Here is a 14727-nt window from a genome sequence, read left to right as displayed (position 1 = left end):
TTTTTATCAAGAAGGGCTTGCAATTCCCGAATCTCCTCGCATGAGAAACAACTTGGGCGATGGCCATTGGGTTTGGCTGATAATCGTTGGTTTTCACGGTAAGCTCTGACCCAATTGCAGATGCTAGCCGGGGTATAACCTAAAATATCTGCCAATTGCCTGGCTGTTGCTTTTCCATCAAGATACGCATGAACAGCCTTGGTTCGGATTTCTTCAGATGCAAATTTCATCTCTGCAATCTAAACGATTTTTAAATAAAATAAAAGTCAAATTGCTCTAGCTCGTACGCCTTTCGGAAGACAAGCCCTGACCGGGCTTGATGATCTTGGTCATGGTTGCCACCATGCCCGCCGCATCGGCCACGTCAGCCGGTATGATCAGGCTGTTGCCCTGTTTGGCCAGCTTGCCGAACTCGCTGATGTAGGCCTCGGCCAGGCGGAGCTGGGCCGCGGCCACGCCGTCGTTGCCCAGTTGATCGCCCACAATCCTGAGCCCTTCCGCGGTTGCCGTGGCAACCGTGCGGATCTGGGCGGCCTCGCCTTCGGCCTGATTGATCATGGCCTGCTTCTGGCCCTCGGACTGGGCGATGGCCGCGGCCTTGGCGCCTTCGGCGCGGTTGATCTGGGACTGCATCTCGCCTTCGGATTCGGCAATGGTGGCGCGCTTTTCGCGTTCGGCGCGCATCTGCTTTTCCATGGCTTCCATAACCGTGGACGGGGGCGTGATGTCCCGGATTTCGTAGCGCAGCACCTTGACGCCCCACGGCGCGGTGGCCGCGTCCAGGGCTTCCACCACTTCCTGGTTGATCCGGGTGCGCTCCTCAAAGGTCTTGTCCAGTTCCAGCTTGCCGATGACCGAGCGCAAGGAGGTCTGGGCCAGTTGGATGGCGCCCCATTCGTAGTCCGAAATGCCGTAGGCGGATTTTTCCGGCGTGATCACCTGGAGGTAGAGCACGCCGTCAATGTCCACGCTCACATTGTCGCGGGTGATGCAGGTCTGCTTGGGCACGTCCAGCACCTGCTCCTTGAGGCTGCGCTTGTAGGCCGTCACATCCACAAAGGGCACCAGAAGGTGAAAACCGGCGTAGAGCACCTTGTGAAATTTGCCCAGGCGTTCCACCACGAAGGCGGACTGGTTGGGCACCACCACGGCTGTTTTGATCAGAACAATGATCACCAGCACGGCCAGCAGAAAGAGCCAGCCGAAATGATTGATGAATTCCATAGAGTATTCCTCCGGCTCCGGGATCGTCACGCCGGAGCGCGAAACGCACGGAGCGCTTATTCGTTCTCTTCCAGGGGCGCGACCCGCAGAACCAGGGCATCAGCGGGCAAAGTGCCCAGCACGCGCACCGGCCGCCCCTGGGGGATTTCGCTTTGCGCCACGGCGCGCCAGAAACTGCCGTCAATGCTCACCTCGCCCATTTGGCCGGGATGCAGCGCCTTGCTGACAATGCCCTGACGACCGGAAAGGGGATGGCCCTGCTGGCTGTTTTCCGGAGCGGCTTTGTGCGAACGGCCGCCGAATACGGCGCGCAAATGACGGCGCAGAAAAATCAGGGTGAGCAGGGAAACCGCCATGAAGGCGGCCAGCTGCCAGCCTGTGGTCAGGCCCAGCAGCGCGACCGCAGCCGCGGCCCAGGCCCCGACGCCGAAAAAGAGCAGCACAGTGGTGGGCGTCGCCAGCTCGGCCAGCAAAAAGGCAATGCCCAGCAAAAACCAGAGCAGGGACGGATTCATGATTCACCTCCGCGTGCGCAGACGCACGGCGTGCCGCCCGCGGTGCCGGGCGCGGCGCAAGGCAGCCGCTCCAGAGCATTTTTTGATTGAAAAAAAATATGTTCAATCAAAAAATGCTCTAATTTCATGAGCAAACCGCTCTATTGCTGCGGGCCTTGGTCCATGTCGATGATCCGGCCTTGCAGCCACACATAGGCGTCCACTTCCTGGCCTTTTTCCGGCACATACTCGCCCAGGACCATTTTGGAGGCATAGACCGGCAGGCGCAGCGGCGCGCGGTTTTCAAAGGGAAAGCTCAGATACAGCAGCTTCACCGGCATTTTTTCCAGTTGGCAGTCCTCCACTTCTTCCACGGCGGCGCGCATCTGGTATTCGCAAAAGTGGCGACCGGGCATGATCAGATGACGGCCTGTAACAGCGACTTTCAGGGGCGGCACGTCCAGACGGCTTTTGCCGGGATTTTCCTCCAGCCAGGCCTGGGCGTACGCCTCATAGCGCGGGCCCTGGGTGATGGTCACCTGATCCAGCAGCGCTTTGCGCAGGCCGTAGGCCAGACCTGCCAGCAAAAAAGTGTGGGTGATGCCGGGCGTCAGATCCTCGTAATCCCGGCCATACAGAGGATCAAAAAACCACATGGGATTCTTGCCCTGGATCATGCTGACGGCCACATTGGCTTCCACGCCGCTCTGCCAGGGGTGCACCTCTTCCACGGTCAGATCGTTGGGCAGGCCGTCCAGCAAGGGCACGGCCGTGACCGGCGCGAGTTTTTCGCCTTCCGCGCCGCGGACCAGCAGGGAGGCGCGCACCGGCTGATCCTTGGGCCAGGCCAGCAGCACATGATCTTTGCCGTTGCGCTTCCATTGCCAGGAAGGGCGCGTGCCGCCCTCGTGCATGATGGTGCCCACAATCTGGGGCATGATCGCCGCGGGATTCTGGCCGGTGAGCACGGCCCAGGCATCGCCAAGGCCTTCAAAATGGCTGCGGTTTTTGCCCTGGAGCATGGCTTCCAGCTCCTCGGGCGTGGGTTGGCGTGCCTCCGGGGCTTTGCCGTCAACGTCGGCAGTCCGCACAGAGCGAGCCGGGCCGGGGGGCGTGGGCGCTGTGGCGGCTGCCGTGTTTTTGCTCCCGTCCTCTTCAATCCGGTCGGCAGGAGTTGCAGTGGGCAGTGTTTCTGTATTTTTTTTGGGCATAAGGAAGCTTCCTGCAAGGTTGCGCCCGGCCTTCCCCAAAAACGGGAAAGGCCGGGACAAGCGTATTGTGTCGGCTCAGCGACGGTCCCCGCGATCCGGGCGGCCGCGCCGGTCGCGCCCGCCGCGATCGCCCCTGTCCCCGCGGTCGGAACGCGGCGGGCGGGCCGTTTCTTCGGGATTCCAGGGATGGCCCTGCTCTTCCAGGAGCACGGCCTTGCGGCTGGCGCGGATGCGATCGCCGTTGATCTCAATGACCTTGACCAGCATGTCCTCGCCCAGACGCGCCACGTCGCCGGGCTGTTCCACGCGGTTCACGTCCAGCTGGGAGACATGCACCAGGGCTTCCACATTGGGCAGCACTTCCACAATGGCCCCGATTTCCATGACCTTGCGCACCTTGGCCAGGTAGTTTTTGCCGATATCCGGCCTCTGGTCATAGTAGGAAACCATTTCGCGGGCTTTTTCCAGGGCCTCGGCCGTGGGCGCGAAAATGGAGACCCGGCCGGAATCCTCGATATCCACGGAAGCGCCGGTGGCCGCGGTGATGGCCTTGATGTTCTTGCCGCCCGGGCCGATGATCAGCCGGATGATGTCCGGATTCACAAAAAGCTCGGCATGTTGCGGCGCGTAGCGCGAAAGCTCCTTGCGCGGGCCTTCCAGGGCCTTGGCCATTTCGGCCAGTATGTGCAGGCGGCCTTCGCGGGCCTGCTGCATGGCCGTGCGCATGATGTCCGTGGTCAGGCCGGTGATCTTGATGTCCATCTGCACGCCGGTCACCCCGTCGGCCGTGCCCGCGATCTTGAAATCCATGTCGCCGAGCGCGTCTTCATCGCCCAGGATGTCGGTAAGCACCACGAACTGGTCGCCTTCTTTGATCAGGCCCATGGCCACGCCGGCCACAGGCGCGCTGACCGGCACCCCGGCGTCCATCAGGGAGAGCGAGCCGCCGCAGACCGCGGCCATGGAAGAGGAGCCGTTGGATTCCATGGTTTCGGCCACCACCCGCACGGTAAAGGGGAAATCCGTATCCGCCGGGAGAATGGGCCGCAGGGATTTCTCAGCCAGGGCGCCGTGCCCGATCTCGCGGCGCGAGATGCGCACCGCTTTGACTTCGCCCACGCAATACGGCGGGAAGTTGTAGTGCAGCATGAAGCGTTTGGTCACGTCGCCGGTCAGGGAGTCCATGCGTTGCTCGTCCGTGGAGGAGCCCAGGGTGGTGATGACCAGGGATTTGGTCTCGCCGCGGCGGAAAAGCGCCGAGCCGTGCGCCCTGGGCAGCACGCCGGTCTGGATCTGAATGGGCCGCACGCTCCTGGTGTCGCGGCCGTCAATGCGCGTGCCCTCGTTGACGATGCGCGCGCGCACCAGCTTCTTTTCCAGATCGCCGATGATCTCGCCCACGTTTTGCAGGGCGTCTTCATTTTCGGCCCAGGCCGGATCGGCCTTGAGCGCCTCCAGCACCTTTTCCTTCACGGCCTTGCGGGCCTCCTTGCGCGGCAGCTTGTCAGGCACGCGCAAAGCCTCTTCAATGCCGGCCTGCATGGCCAGTTCCCGCACACGCGCCAGAAGGGCCGGATCATCCTCGTGCGGGGTGAAGGCCATTTTCGGCTTGCCGCAGCGTTCGCGCAATTGCATTTGGGCGTCGATCAGGGGCTGGATTTCTTTGCGGCCCCATTCCAGAGCCTCAATAATCACGTCTTCGGGCAAAAAGCGCGCGTCGCCTTCCACCATGGTCAGGGCGTCGCGCGAGGCCGCGAAAATGATGTTCAGATCGCTCTGCTGTTGCTGCTCAAAGGAGGGATTGAGCACAAACTGCCCGTTCACCCGGCCGATGCGCCCGCCCGCCACCGGCCCTTCAAAGGGCAGGGAGGAAAGCATCAGGGCCGCGGACGCGCCGGTCAGGGCCAGCACGTCGGACTCGTTCTCCTGATCCGCGGAGATCACGCTGGCCAGCACCTGCACGTCTTCCTTGAGGCCCTTGGGGAAAAGCGGCCGGATGGGCCGGTCGATCAGCCGCGAAACCAGGGTTTCGCGCTCCGAGGGGCGGCCGATCTCGCGGCGGAAGAAACTGCCGGGAATGCGCCCGGCCGCGTACATTTTTTCGGAATATTCCACGGTGAGCGGGAAAAAGCCCTTGTCGAACTCCAGAGGCTGGGAGCAGACAGTGACCAGCACCACCGTGCCCCCGCACTGCACCCAGACCGCGCCGTCGGCCTGATTGGCCAGCCGCCCGACCTCAAAGATGATTTCCCTGCCGCCCACCTGGGCTGTGATCCTGGTGGGATTGAAAATATCCTGCAACATGTGAGTGAATCCTTTGCTCGTGGAAGGGGATTCCGGCAAAATCGGGCACAAAAAGACGAACGCGGCTGCGTGGCGTCCGCGCCGCCGGATGCGCCGACGGCCTGCCGCGGGCACGCGCTCCTTTGCCTGATTTTCCCGGACCCCCCTTCATCTCGCGTTTGTGCTCCGCTTGGGAGCGTCGCCATCAGACCGCATGCGGGCTTTGGCCCAGAATGCGGCAAGGGGGAGCGCCGCCGCTCCCCCGCCTGTACCTGAAATTACTTGCGCAAGCCCAGCTTTTCAATAAGGCCGCGATATCGCTGAATATCTTTCTTTTTCAGATAGTTCAGGATCTTGCGGCGCTGGCCCACGAGTTTGAGCAGACCGGTGCGGGAGTGAAAATCTTTTTTGTGCACTTTGAAGTGCCCGGTCAGGCCCTCAATGCGCGCGGTGAGCAAAGCCACCTGAACTTCCGGGGAGCCCGTATCACCCTCGTGTTTGGCGTGGGCGTCAATGACCGCTTTTTTCTGAGCCGCATCCATGACCACAGCAGTTCTCCTTACCAGGATAAAGTTACTTCCAAAGCCCCCGCAACACGGTCCAGCAGTGCCCCCCGGGCGAATCCGCGCGCTGCGCCAGCGCCAGGGCTTCGCCCCTGTGCAGCAGCAGCGCCGATTCATGTCCGTTTTCCGCCATTGGCCCGGTCAGGGGCCGCGAGCGGCAGGGCACGGCCATGCCGTTGCGCACGCGCAGAGCTTCCTCCGGCGTGAGCTCCACCCTGGGCCAGTGCGGCAACGCCTCGGCAATGGGGCGCAGGCTGGCGGCCAGCAGGGCGGGATCGGCCGTGACTTCCTGCAGATCGCAGGCCACGTCCAGGCCGAAGGGGTGGCTGTACTCCCGGGTCAGTTCCGTGAGCACGGCTCCGCACCCAAGGCGCATCCCCAAGCTGTGGGCCAGGGAGCGTATATAGGTGCCGGAACTGCAAGCGACCCGAAAGCGCACAAACGGCAGGCTCACGTCGAGCGTGTCCGCCTGTGAAATTTCCATGCGTTTGATCTTGGCCGGAGCCGCGGCGCCTTTGCGGGCCAGCTTGTACAAAGGCTGCCCCTCATGCTTGGCCGCCGAATAGGGCGGCACAGGCTGCTCGCGCATTTCCCGCCAGAGGGCGATCTCGCGGCGGGCGTCTTCCGCGCTGATGTGCTCCCACGGGGCTTCGGCCACTACCGTGCCCTGGCTGTCCCAGGTGTCGGTGGTCTGCCCCAGGCGTAAAATGCCGCTGTAAATCTTGCCGCCGCCTGCCAGCAAATGGGATGAAAGCTTGGTGGCCTGCCCCAGCAAAACCAGCAGCACGCCCGAGGCCAGCGGGTCCAGGGTTCCTGCATGACCGATTTTTTTCTGCCCCAGACGCTTGAGGGCCGTCAGACACCGGGCCGAGGTGGGGCCGGAGGGCTTGTTCAGCACCAGTACCCCATGTAATTGGGGCAGTTGCGGCAAACGCGCGGCCTGAGGGCCGCTCTCGCGCGCCATGTCCCGGGCAGTGCTGCCTGCGCTTGTCTGAGTCGCCGCGTTGTGTTTCATCATACGCAAGTTGCAACCATAGCCGTACTGGGAGGGGAAGTCAAAAAGTATCAGAGCGCCATGCAGGGCAGACGCCTCTGAACAGCAGAGCATTTTCTCTTTGAAAATGCTCTGCTGACGCGAAAGCGGCAGCCGCCGCAACTCGGCGTACATTCAGGTGAAAACCGCGTTTTTCGCCTGAATGCCACCTTTGACTTTCATAAAAAGTCAAAGGTAATCCGCTCCAGGGTCGCTTGACGGGACAAGATCTTGCCCGCATCCGGGCAGCGAGGGCAGAGGCGCGGCCGCCTCTGCCTCGTTCAATTGCCGCTCCACGGCGGCCAGCAACGCCTTTTCCGCCTGATCCGGCGTCAGCCGCAATGTGCCGCCCGCGGCGTTGAAGTGGCCGCCGCCGCCCAGCAGCGCGGCCGTGCCCCGCACGTCAGTGTTCCCATAAGAACGCAGGCTGAATTTGCAGAGCTGCGGGCCTTCCTCGCGCAAGAGCGCGGCCACCCTGACCCCGCGCAAACGCCGCAACTGCTCCACAAAGCCTTCCAAGTCCTCTTTACAGGCCTGGCATTGGGCCAGATCTTCCAGCAGCACCCGGCAGAAAGCCACGCTGCCGCCCCGCGTCAGCCGCGCGCGCTCCATGAGCCGTCCCCACAGGCGCATCCTGCCCGGACTCCAGTTGTTTTCCAGGTGTTGGCGCAGGCCGGTGAGATCGCAGCCGTCCGCCACCAGAGCGGCGCAGAGAAAGAGCACGTCCGCGCTGGTGCTGCCGTGGCAGAAGCCGCCTGTATCCGTTATGACGCCCAAAGCCACGGCATCGGCCAGGCCCTCCTTGAGCGGCAGGCCCGCGGCCAGGGCCACATAGGCCATGAGTTGCGCGGTGGCCGCCGCTGCGGGCTCCACCCAGTTGGCCAGGCTGCCCATGCCGTTTCCGCCCAGATGGTGATCGATGTTCACGCTTGCCAGAGCGGGCAGACGCCCGGCCAGCTCCCGGCCCAGGCGGTGCGGCTCGCCGCAGTCCAGAAGCAGGGCGCTTTGGGGCTGGAAGGGCAAGCGTTCAAGGCTGGTGTGGATGGCGCCGGGCAAGGGGAAAAAATTGAGATACTGCGGCAGGCCTGTGCTGCTGTAGAGTACGAATTCCTTGCCGAGAGAGCGCAGAATCAGCCCGGCCGCGGCCAGCGAGCCCGCGGCGTCGCCGTCGGGATTGACATGGCCGGAAATCAGCACGCGATCAAGCCCGCTCAGAACCCGGGCCATGCGTTGCGCGCCCGCCATAAAGCTCGCGGGGATCAGATCAGTCTGCGGCATAGATTTCCACCTGGCTGTCCACCATTTCCTCGGGGCAGATCGCTTCCATCATCAGGGCGCATTTGTCCATGCGGCTGCGCAGATGCGTCTCGCTGTTGGAAATGGAGGCCACGGCCAGACGCAGGCGGGTGAGACTATCCTCGGTGCCTGCCTCGGCAATGGCCACGTTGAACTTGTTGCGGGTTTTTTGTTTCAGGCTGTTGGCGACCCGGCGTTTGGCCTTGAGATTGTCGTTGCCGTCCAGGCTGAATTCAACGGTCAGTACCGCCATGAACAGGGGCATAAAAACTGTGCCTTGGCCCCGGCTTGGGGCAGTTGTTTTCTTTGCCGCATACTCCGGCACAAGCTATCCGCCTTTGCTTCGCGCCGGCGGAGCAAAGGCAGCGACGTTCAATACTGAAAGAAGATCCGTGGCATATCAGAGTTACCGGCGAGTCTATTTCTTGGGATCATTGAGCGTCAGCCTCCTCTGTCCCGCCGCAGGGCGGGTGGCAGGGCCGGGAGAATGCGGCAAAAATAAGATTTTTTTCGCGCCGGCAAGGAAGCAAAACATTTTTGCGCGCAGCGTACTCAAGTACGTGAGCAGCAAAAATGCTTTGCTGACGCAGCCGGCGTAAAAAAGGCTGTTTTTCGTCGTATACTCCGGCGGCTCAAAGCCAGGCCAAAACCCGGCTTTGGCCTCTGCCGCTACAGTGTGGCAGCCTCCTCCACAGTTTCAAAAGCCTCGATGCGGCAGCCGTAGGCGAGTCTTCGAGCCGTACGGATGGCGACAGCAGAGCCGTGCAGCGCCGCCTGCGCAACGACTGGCCTACAGTGTGGCAGCCTCCTCCACAGTTTCAAAAGCCTCGATGATGTCGCCGACCTTCACGTCGTTGAAGTTCTCAAGGCCCACGCCGCATTCATTGCCCTTGACCACTTCCCTGGCATCGTCCTTGAAACGCTTGAGGGACGAGATCTTGCCGGTGTACACCACCACGCCGTCGCGCAAAAGCCGCACGCCCGCGTTGCGGGCGATTTTGCCGTCCGCCACATACGAACCGGCAATGACGCCGACCCTGGGCACGCTGAAGGTTTCGCGCACTTCGGCCTGGCCCAGATAGACCTCGCGCTGCACCGGGGCAAGCATGCCGGTCATGGCGCTCTTGATGTCGTCCACCAGTTTGTAAATAATGTCATAGAAGCGGATATCCACGTTTTCGTGTTCCGCCACGTCCTTGATTTTGGCTGTGGGCCGCACGTTGAAGCCGATAATGATCGCCTGGGAGGCCGAGGCCAGCAGGATGTCGGATTCCGTGATCGCGCCTGCGCCGCCATGCACCACATGCAGCCGCACTTTATCCGTGCTCTGCTTGTTCAGGGCTTCGGTAATGGCTTCCAGGCTGCCCTGCACATCGGCCTTGACAACCAGGTTGAGGGTCAGGGTTTCCTGATCCGAGGCGCGCTGGGAAAGGAAGGTCTCCAACGTGACTCTGGACTCGGAAGCCAGATCCCGCTCGCGCTGTTTGGCCGCGCGGGAATCGGCAATGCGGCGGGCCAGCTTTTCGTCGGCCACCACAAAAAATTCCTCGCCCGCCTCGGGCACGCCTTCAAAACCCTGCACTTCCACGGGCAGGGAAGGGCCGGCCTCCTTGACCTTTTTGCCCTGATCGTTGGTCAGGGCGCGCACGCGGCCGGAAAAAGGCCCGCAGACAAAGTTGTCGCCCTGTTTAAGCGTGCCCTCCTGGATCAGCACCGTGGCTATGGGGCCGCGGCCCTTATCCAGCCTGGCTTCCACAATGTGGCCGCGCGCGGCTTTGTCCGGGTTGGCCGTAAGCTCCATGATTTCCGACTGCAGGGCCACCATTTCCAGAAGCTCGTCCAGGCCCTCGCGGGTCTTGGCCGAAACTTTGGCCACAATGGTATCGCCGCCCCAGGCTTCGGGCTGCAGGCCCAGCTCGGCCAGCTCGCGCAGCACGCGATCCGGGTCCGCGCCGGGTTTGTCCATCTTGTTCACGGCCACCATGATCGGCACGTTGGCCGCGCGCGAGTGGTTGATGGCCTCGCGGGTCTGCTCCATGACGCCGTCGTCCGCAGCCACCACAAGGATGACCAGATCCGTGATCTGCGCGCCGCGCGCCCGCATGGCCGTAAAGGCTTCGTGGCCGGGCGTGTCCAGAAAGACGATTTCCCCGCGCTTGGTCTTCACATGGTAGGCGCCGATATGCTGGGTAATGCCGCCCGCCTCGCCGCTGGTCACGTTGGATTTGCGGATGGCGTCCAGCAGCGAGGTCTTGCCGTGGTCCACATGGCCCATGATCGTGACCACAGGCGGACGCGGCTTGAGGCTTTCGGGCGCGTCCGCGTCCTTGGGAAGCAGGTAATCGTCCTCGGAGAAGCCGATTTTTTCCACCTCGTAGCCGAACTCCGCAGCGACCAGGGCAGCGGTGTCGATGTCCAGGGATTGATTGATGGTGGCCATTACGCCCAGGCCGAAGAGCACCTTGATGATTTCGTTGGCCTTCAGGCCCATCTGATGGGCCATGTCCGCCACGCGGATGGCCTCGGTGATGCGGATTTTGCGTTTGGCGGCCTTCAACGGCTGCGTGGCCTGGGGCGCGGGCGCGGCTTTGCCGCTCTTGCGGCGGCCTTTGCCGCGGTTCAGACGCGGGGCGTCGTCGTCATCCTGGCGGCGGCCAAAGTCGCCCTGGTGAAAGTCAACGGTGCGACGGCCCTTGAGTCGTTTTTTCTTGCTCTGGCCGTCGCGGGCGTCAGCGGGCGCCGCAGGCGCTGGCTGGCCGAAACCGCCGGGCCGCGCGCCGCCGGAGCCCCCGGGGCGAGCCGGTCGCGAGCTGTCGCCGGGGCGGCCCGGGCGTTGGCCGCCGGGGCCGGGCCGCGCGCCTGCCGGGCGGGCATTCCGCGGTGAAGGCGCGCCCGGAGCAGGCCGGGAAATAACCCGGACCTGAGGCGCGGACGCGGCTTCCGCCCGGGGGGAGCGGCGGGGGGCTGCATCGGCCGTTTCATTGGCGCTCTGTGCGGGATTTTCTTCGTGTTTGGGCTCGGCCGCGCGCGGGGGCAGGGTGGGCGCGGAAGAGCCTTCGGGCACGGCTGAAGCGTCAGGCCGGGCCAGACGGGAAGTCGTTTTGGCGCTTTTTTCCGGGGCTTCGGCCGGGGGCTCGTCGGCCTTTGCCTCGGGCGCGGCAACAGCCTGCGGGGCCGGGGCCGGTTCCGACCGCGGGGCCGCCTCGTTGGGGCGGCTGATGACCCGGGCTGCCGTAACGATACGGGCGGGCCTGGGCGGCCGCGGCGCGGCCTCTGTGGTCCGGGGCTCGCCTTTTGCCCCGGCAGCCGGTGGAACATCCGGGGATTGGGCGGCCGCAGCCTGAACTGCGGGGGCGTCGGCCTCAACGCCGGCTGTCTGGGGCTTGTCCCGGGAGGTCGGCGGGGCAGCTTCCTGCGTGGGGGCTGTTGCCGGAGGCGTTTCCGCGGCATGGCGCGCGGCAACGGCATTGGCTTCGCCCTGGGCAGCCGGGGCGGCGTCCCTGCGGCGACGGCGCACAATGACGTTGGGGTGCACTTCCGTGCGCTCCACGCCACCCTGTTTCTGGCCCGCGAAATGTCCGCGCAGGCGCGCGGCATCCTCCACGGACACGGAACCAGCCGTGCTTTTGGCGGGCAGGCCCAGCTCGCGCAGCGCGCGCAGCATATCCTTGGCCGGCACTTCAAGCTCGCCGAGGAGATCCTTTATTTTGACTTTTTCTTCAGGCATGTTTACCCCCCTTGTCAAGGCTGTCGCCATCCGTGTCTCTGCTGTCCTTCTCTGCAAGCGGCTGCGCCGCAACAGCCAGGGCAATGCGCGTTTTCCGCATAACGGCTGCCGCGCGCCGTGCGCCGGGCCTGTATTTTGCGAATTTCAACGCGCAAACAGGATCGGAACACAGATACCAGCCCCTGCCAGGTCTGGCTTTTTCCGGGTCAATACTCAAATTCCCCTGCGGCGTCAGCACATGGCGCGTCAGCGCGGCTTTGGGAAAACGCCGACGGCAGATCACGCACATGCGCACCGGTCCGTCTGCGACAAAATCGTGTTTCACTGCGACAGCCTTAGAGTATTTTCTGATTGAAAATATCCATTTTCAATCACTACGCTGCCATCATTTCGCGTCCAGGCTTCAGCCGTTGCGACGAAGGAAGCTACGGATGGAGACAGCAATGAGTTACCACAAAAAACATGCAACGAAACCGCTGTCGCCATCCGTAAGGCTCGCAGACTCGCCAACGGCTGGCGCAAGCAAGCAAAGCTTGCTAACGGCTACCGCCGGCGCGGGCGCCAGCTAACGCTGTCGCCAGAGCGTTTAGCTAATTTCATTAGCAAAACGCTCTATTTTCCGGAATCCTCAGCTTCTGCGGCCTGCGGCGCGCTTTCTTCCGTTTCCTGCCCGATTTTGCCGAGCTCCACAGCCGAGGATTCCGGCGTGCTTTCCACCACCGGCGCCAGGAAGTTGATGGCCGAGCGCAGATCCGCGATCCGCGAGGCGCTGATGGTCAGCTTTTCCGCCAGTTCTTCGTCGCTGGCCGAGCGCAGGGCGTCCAGCGAGGAATAGCCCGCTTCCAGAAGGGCCTCTATGGAAACTTCGGCCACGCTGGCCACCTGCTCAAGGCCGTGGCCGATGGCATTGGCCTCGTTGTAGCGGGTCTCGGTGAAAATATCGACTTTCCAGCCCAGGAGGCGCGCGGCCAGCTTGACGTTCTGGCCCTTGCGGCCGATGGCGTTGGTCAGCTGATCATCCGGCACGATCACTTCCAGAAGATTTTCCTCTTCATCCACCACGATGCGCGAAACCAGGGCCGGAGCCAGGGCGTTGCGGGCATAGGTGGCAATATCCGGGCTCCAGACCACGATGTCGATGCGCTCGCCGCGCAGCTCCTGCACGATATTCTGGATGCGCGAGCCGCGCACGCCCACGCAGGCGCCCACCGGGTCCACGTCCCGCTCACGCGAGAGCACGGCCACTTTGGCGCGGGAGCCGGGATCGCGGGCCACGCCCATGAGCTGGACCACGCCGTCGTCCACCTCGGGCACCTCGCGGCGGAAGAGCGCGGCCATGTAGTCGCGGTGCGCGCGGGAAATGACGATCTGCGGGCCGCGGCCTTCCTTGCGCACTTCGGTAATCAGGGCCTGAACGCGATCATTGCGTTTGTAATGCTCGCGCGGGATCTGCTCCTCGCGGGGCAGAACGGCTTCGGTGCGGCCCAGATTGATCACCCAGCCGCCCTTGTCGCGGCGCTGCACGATGCCGGAGACGATTTCGCCCACGCGATCCTTGTATTCCTCATAAATGATTTCCTGCTCGGCGTCGCGCATGCGCTGGATGATCACCTGCTTGGCGGACTGCGCGGCAATGCGGCCCAGATCCTCGATTTTGACCCTGAAGCCCATCTCGTCGTCGAGCTGCACGGAAGGATCATGCTCACGGGCGTCAGCCAGGGCGATCTGGGTATCCTCGTTGGCCACGTCGTCGTCCTCCACCACGATTTTGAACTGGTAGACCTCAATGTCGCCTGTCTCGTCATTGTAGGTCACTTCCACGTCCATATCTTCGCTGAAGCGGCGCAGCACGGAAGTGCGCACGGCATCTTCCAGGGTGTCGATGAGCATGTCGCGATCCAGGCCTTTGTCCTTGCTGATCTGATCAATGGCCTTTTTGAGCTCAAGATTCATGGTCGCCTCCGTCCGCCGCGCGTTGCGGCGTCAAAATCGCTGCTGCCGACATCAGTCGGCCGTGTTTTCCATTGCGGCAATATTCTTGCCCGTTTTTTCCCCGGCGGCTTTTCCGGTCTTTTTGCCCGGTTTTTTTCCGGGTTTGCCGGGCCGGCAGAAAATATGCATGCGGCTGGCCTTGCGCACGGCCTGCCAGGGCAGGCGCACAGGCGGCAGATCCTCAGGCTGCACCTCGCCCTCGGGCGAAACCAGGGCCGGCTCAAGCACAAAGCCGTCCTCCTCTACTGCCGCCAGCCTGCCGCGCCAGATCCTGCGCCCCGCATCGTCCGCAGCGGCAGGATGCCTGCCCCGGGGAGCCAGAGGCGCATGCAGCCGGGCCTCCAGCATGTCGCCCAGATACGGGCGCATCTGCGCAAGACTGAAAAAAGTGCGCGTGAGACCGGGCGTGGAAACTTCCAGCACATAGGCCTCGGGGATGATGTCTTCCACCTCCAGGGCAAGCGCCAGATGGCGCGAAATTTCCTCGCACTGGTCAATGGAAGCCGAGCAGGGGGAAGCCGAGCAGGGGGAAGCCGGGGCAGGAGAAGTTGCGGCAGAGGGCGCCGGGGCCGAAAAAACTGCCTCAACGGGCGCCTGATCGCGGTCGGGCCGGGCCTGGAGGGCCGCAGCCTCCTGCTCCAGCCGGGGCACGTCCACAAAGAGCCGCAGGATCATGCGCCCGGCCCGGCTGATTTCCACGCCCCAGATGATCAGCCCCAGAGAGCGGGCCACGGGCTCGGCCAGGCGGATAACATTTTTTTTGAGGTCGTTTTCGGTCATATCTTCCTTGGCGGCAGCCCTGGCGGCTGGCTGCGGACACCTTGCCCGGAACAGCCGGGCCGGCCGCGAGGACAAAAAAAAGGGGGCCTATTCAGGCCACCCCGTTGTGAACATGCGTCCCGCA

At 63.3% G+C, this 14727-nt stretch carries 13 protein-coding genes; all 13 read right to left on the bottom strand.

Translation table 11 applies throughout. From position 1 onward, the window contains the following. Positions 1–230, bottom strand: a 230-nt coding sequence (locus tag G7Y52_RS02475) for a helix-turn-helix domain-containing protein (RefSeq protein WP_165065509.1), incomplete at its 3' end; no start/stop codon positions are given. Between the two features lie 46 nt (positions 231–276). After that, positions 277–1224 (bottom strand): stomatin-like protein, encoded by a 948-nt coding sequence (locus G7Y52_RS02470; protein ID WP_165065506.1) that lies wholly within the window; start codon positions 1222–1224, stop codon positions 277–279. A 56-nt stretch (positions 1225–1280) separates the two neighbouring features. Next, a complete protein-coding gene (locus tag G7Y52_RS02465) occupies positions 1281–1739 on the bottom strand; it encodes an NfeD family protein (RefSeq protein ID WP_165065503.1) in 459 nt (152 codons plus the stop codon). 140 nt (positions 1740–1879) lie between these two features. After that, on the bottom strand, positions 1880–2929 hold the full coding sequence (locus G7Y52_RS02460) for a hypothetical protein (protein ID WP_241159564.1): 1050 nt from the start codon (positions 2927–2929) through the stop codon (positions 1880–1882). A 75-nt stretch (positions 2930–3004) separates the two neighbouring features. Further along, complete coding sequence (gene pnp / locus G7Y52_RS02455; RefSeq protein WP_206215173.1) at positions 3005–5230, bottom strand: polyribonucleotide nucleotidyltransferase; 2226 nt, start codon at positions 5228–5230, stop codon at positions 3005–3007. 260 nt (positions 5231–5490) lie between these two features. Then, positions 5491–5754 (bottom strand): 30S ribosomal protein S15, encoded by a 264-nt coding sequence (gene rpsO / locus G7Y52_RS02450; RefSeq protein WP_206214279.1) that lies wholly within the window; start codon positions 5752–5754, stop codon positions 5491–5493. A 31-nt stretch (positions 5755–5785) separates the two neighbouring features. Beyond that, entirely contained in the window at positions 5786–6739 is a 954-nt protein-coding gene (gene truB / locus G7Y52_RS02445) for a tRNA pseudouridine(55) synthase TruB (protein WP_165065526.1), read from the bottom strand. Between the two features lie 258 nt (positions 6740–6997). Then, positions 6998–8086, bottom strand: coding sequence for a DHH family phosphoesterase (locus G7Y52_RS02440; protein WP_165065493.1), 1089 nt, complete (start codon positions 8084–8086; stop codon positions 6998–7000). Continuing rightward, positions 8073–8369 carry a DUF503 domain-containing protein gene (locus G7Y52_RS02435; protein WP_206214277.1) on the bottom strand — a complete coding sequence of 99 codons (297 nt, stop codon included), beginning with the start codon at positions 8367–8369 and terminating at the stop codon, positions 8073–8075. Before G7Y52_RS02435 ends, G7Y52_RS02440 begins: the two co-directional genes overlap by 14 nt. 525 nt (positions 8370–8894) lie before the next feature. Further along, a complete protein-coding gene (gene infB / locus G7Y52_RS02430; protein ID WP_165065490.1) occupies positions 8895–11831 on the bottom strand; it encodes a translation initiation factor IF-2 in 2937 nt (978 codons plus the stop codon). After that, complete coding sequence (locus tag G7Y52_RS15560; protein ID WP_346773707.1) at positions 11824–12156, bottom strand: YlxR family protein; 333 nt, start codon at positions 12154–12156, stop codon at positions 11824–11826. Before G7Y52_RS15560 ends, infB begins: the two co-directional genes overlap by 8 nt. A gap of 287 nt (positions 12157–12443) precedes the next feature. Continuing rightward, entirely contained in the window at positions 12444–13784 is a 1341-nt protein-coding gene (gene nusA, locus G7Y52_RS02420; RefSeq protein ID WP_165065487.1) for a transcription termination factor NusA, read from the bottom strand. Between the two features lie 51 nt (positions 13785–13835). Next, on the bottom strand, positions 13836–14603 hold the full coding sequence (locus tag G7Y52_RS02415) for a ribosome maturation factor RimP (protein WP_165065485.1): 768 nt from the start codon (positions 14601–14603) through the stop codon (positions 13836–13838). Positions 14604–14727 lie beyond the last annotated feature (124 nt).

The organism is Desulfovibrio sp. ZJ200 (assembly GCF_011039095.1).
Classification (GTDB): domain Bacteria; phylum Desulfobacterota; class Desulfovibrionia; order Desulfovibrionales; family Desulfovibrionaceae; genus Desulfovibrio.
Note: the sequence above shows the minus strand (reverse complement) of the source record. Positions and strands in the feature narration are given on the sequence as shown.

What these genes read in the sequence shown, in the direction of transcription:
- G7Y52_RS02460 (WP_241159564.1), bottom strand. Translation starts at nt 2,929, where the DNA reads ATGCCCAAAAAAAATACAGAAACACTGCCCACTGCAACTCCTGCCGAC.
- G7Y52_RS02465 (WP_165065503.1), bottom strand. Translation starts at nt 1,739, where the DNA reads ATGAATCCGTCCCTGCTCTGGTTTTTGCTGGGCATTGCCTTTTTGCTG.
- infB (WP_165065490.1), bottom strand. Translation starts at nt 11,831, where the DNA reads ATGCCTGAAGAAAAAGTCAAAATAAAGGATCTCCTCGGCGAGCTTGAA.
- G7Y52_RS02415 (WP_165065485.1), bottom strand. Translation starts at nt 14,603, where the DNA reads ATGACCGAAAACGACCTCAAAAAAAATGTTATCCGCCTGGCCGAGCCC.
- nusA (WP_165065487.1), bottom strand. Translation starts at nt 13,784, where the DNA reads ATGAATCTTGAGCTCAAAAAGGCCATTGATCAGATCAGCAAGGACAAA.
- truB (WP_165065526.1), bottom strand. Translation starts at nt 6,739, where the DNA reads ATGGCGCGCGAGAGCGGCCCTCAGGCCGCGCGTTTGCCGCAACTGCCC.
- G7Y52_RS02470 (WP_165065506.1), bottom strand. Translation starts at nt 1,224, where the DNA reads ATGGAATTCATCAATCATTTCGGCTGGCTCTTTCTGCTGGCCGTGCTG.
- G7Y52_RS02435 (WP_206214277.1), bottom strand. Translation starts at nt 8,369, where the DNA reads ATGCCCCTGTTCATGGCGGTACTGACCGTTGAATTCAGCCTGGACGGC.
- rpsO (WP_206214279.1), bottom strand. Translation starts at nt 5,754, where the DNA reads ATGGATGCGGCTCAGAAAAAAGCGGTCATTGACGCCCACGCCAAACAC.
- G7Y52_RS02440 (WP_165065493.1), bottom strand. Translation starts at nt 8,086, where the DNA reads ATGCCGCAGACTGATCTGATCCCCGCGAGCTTTATGGCGGGCGCGCAA.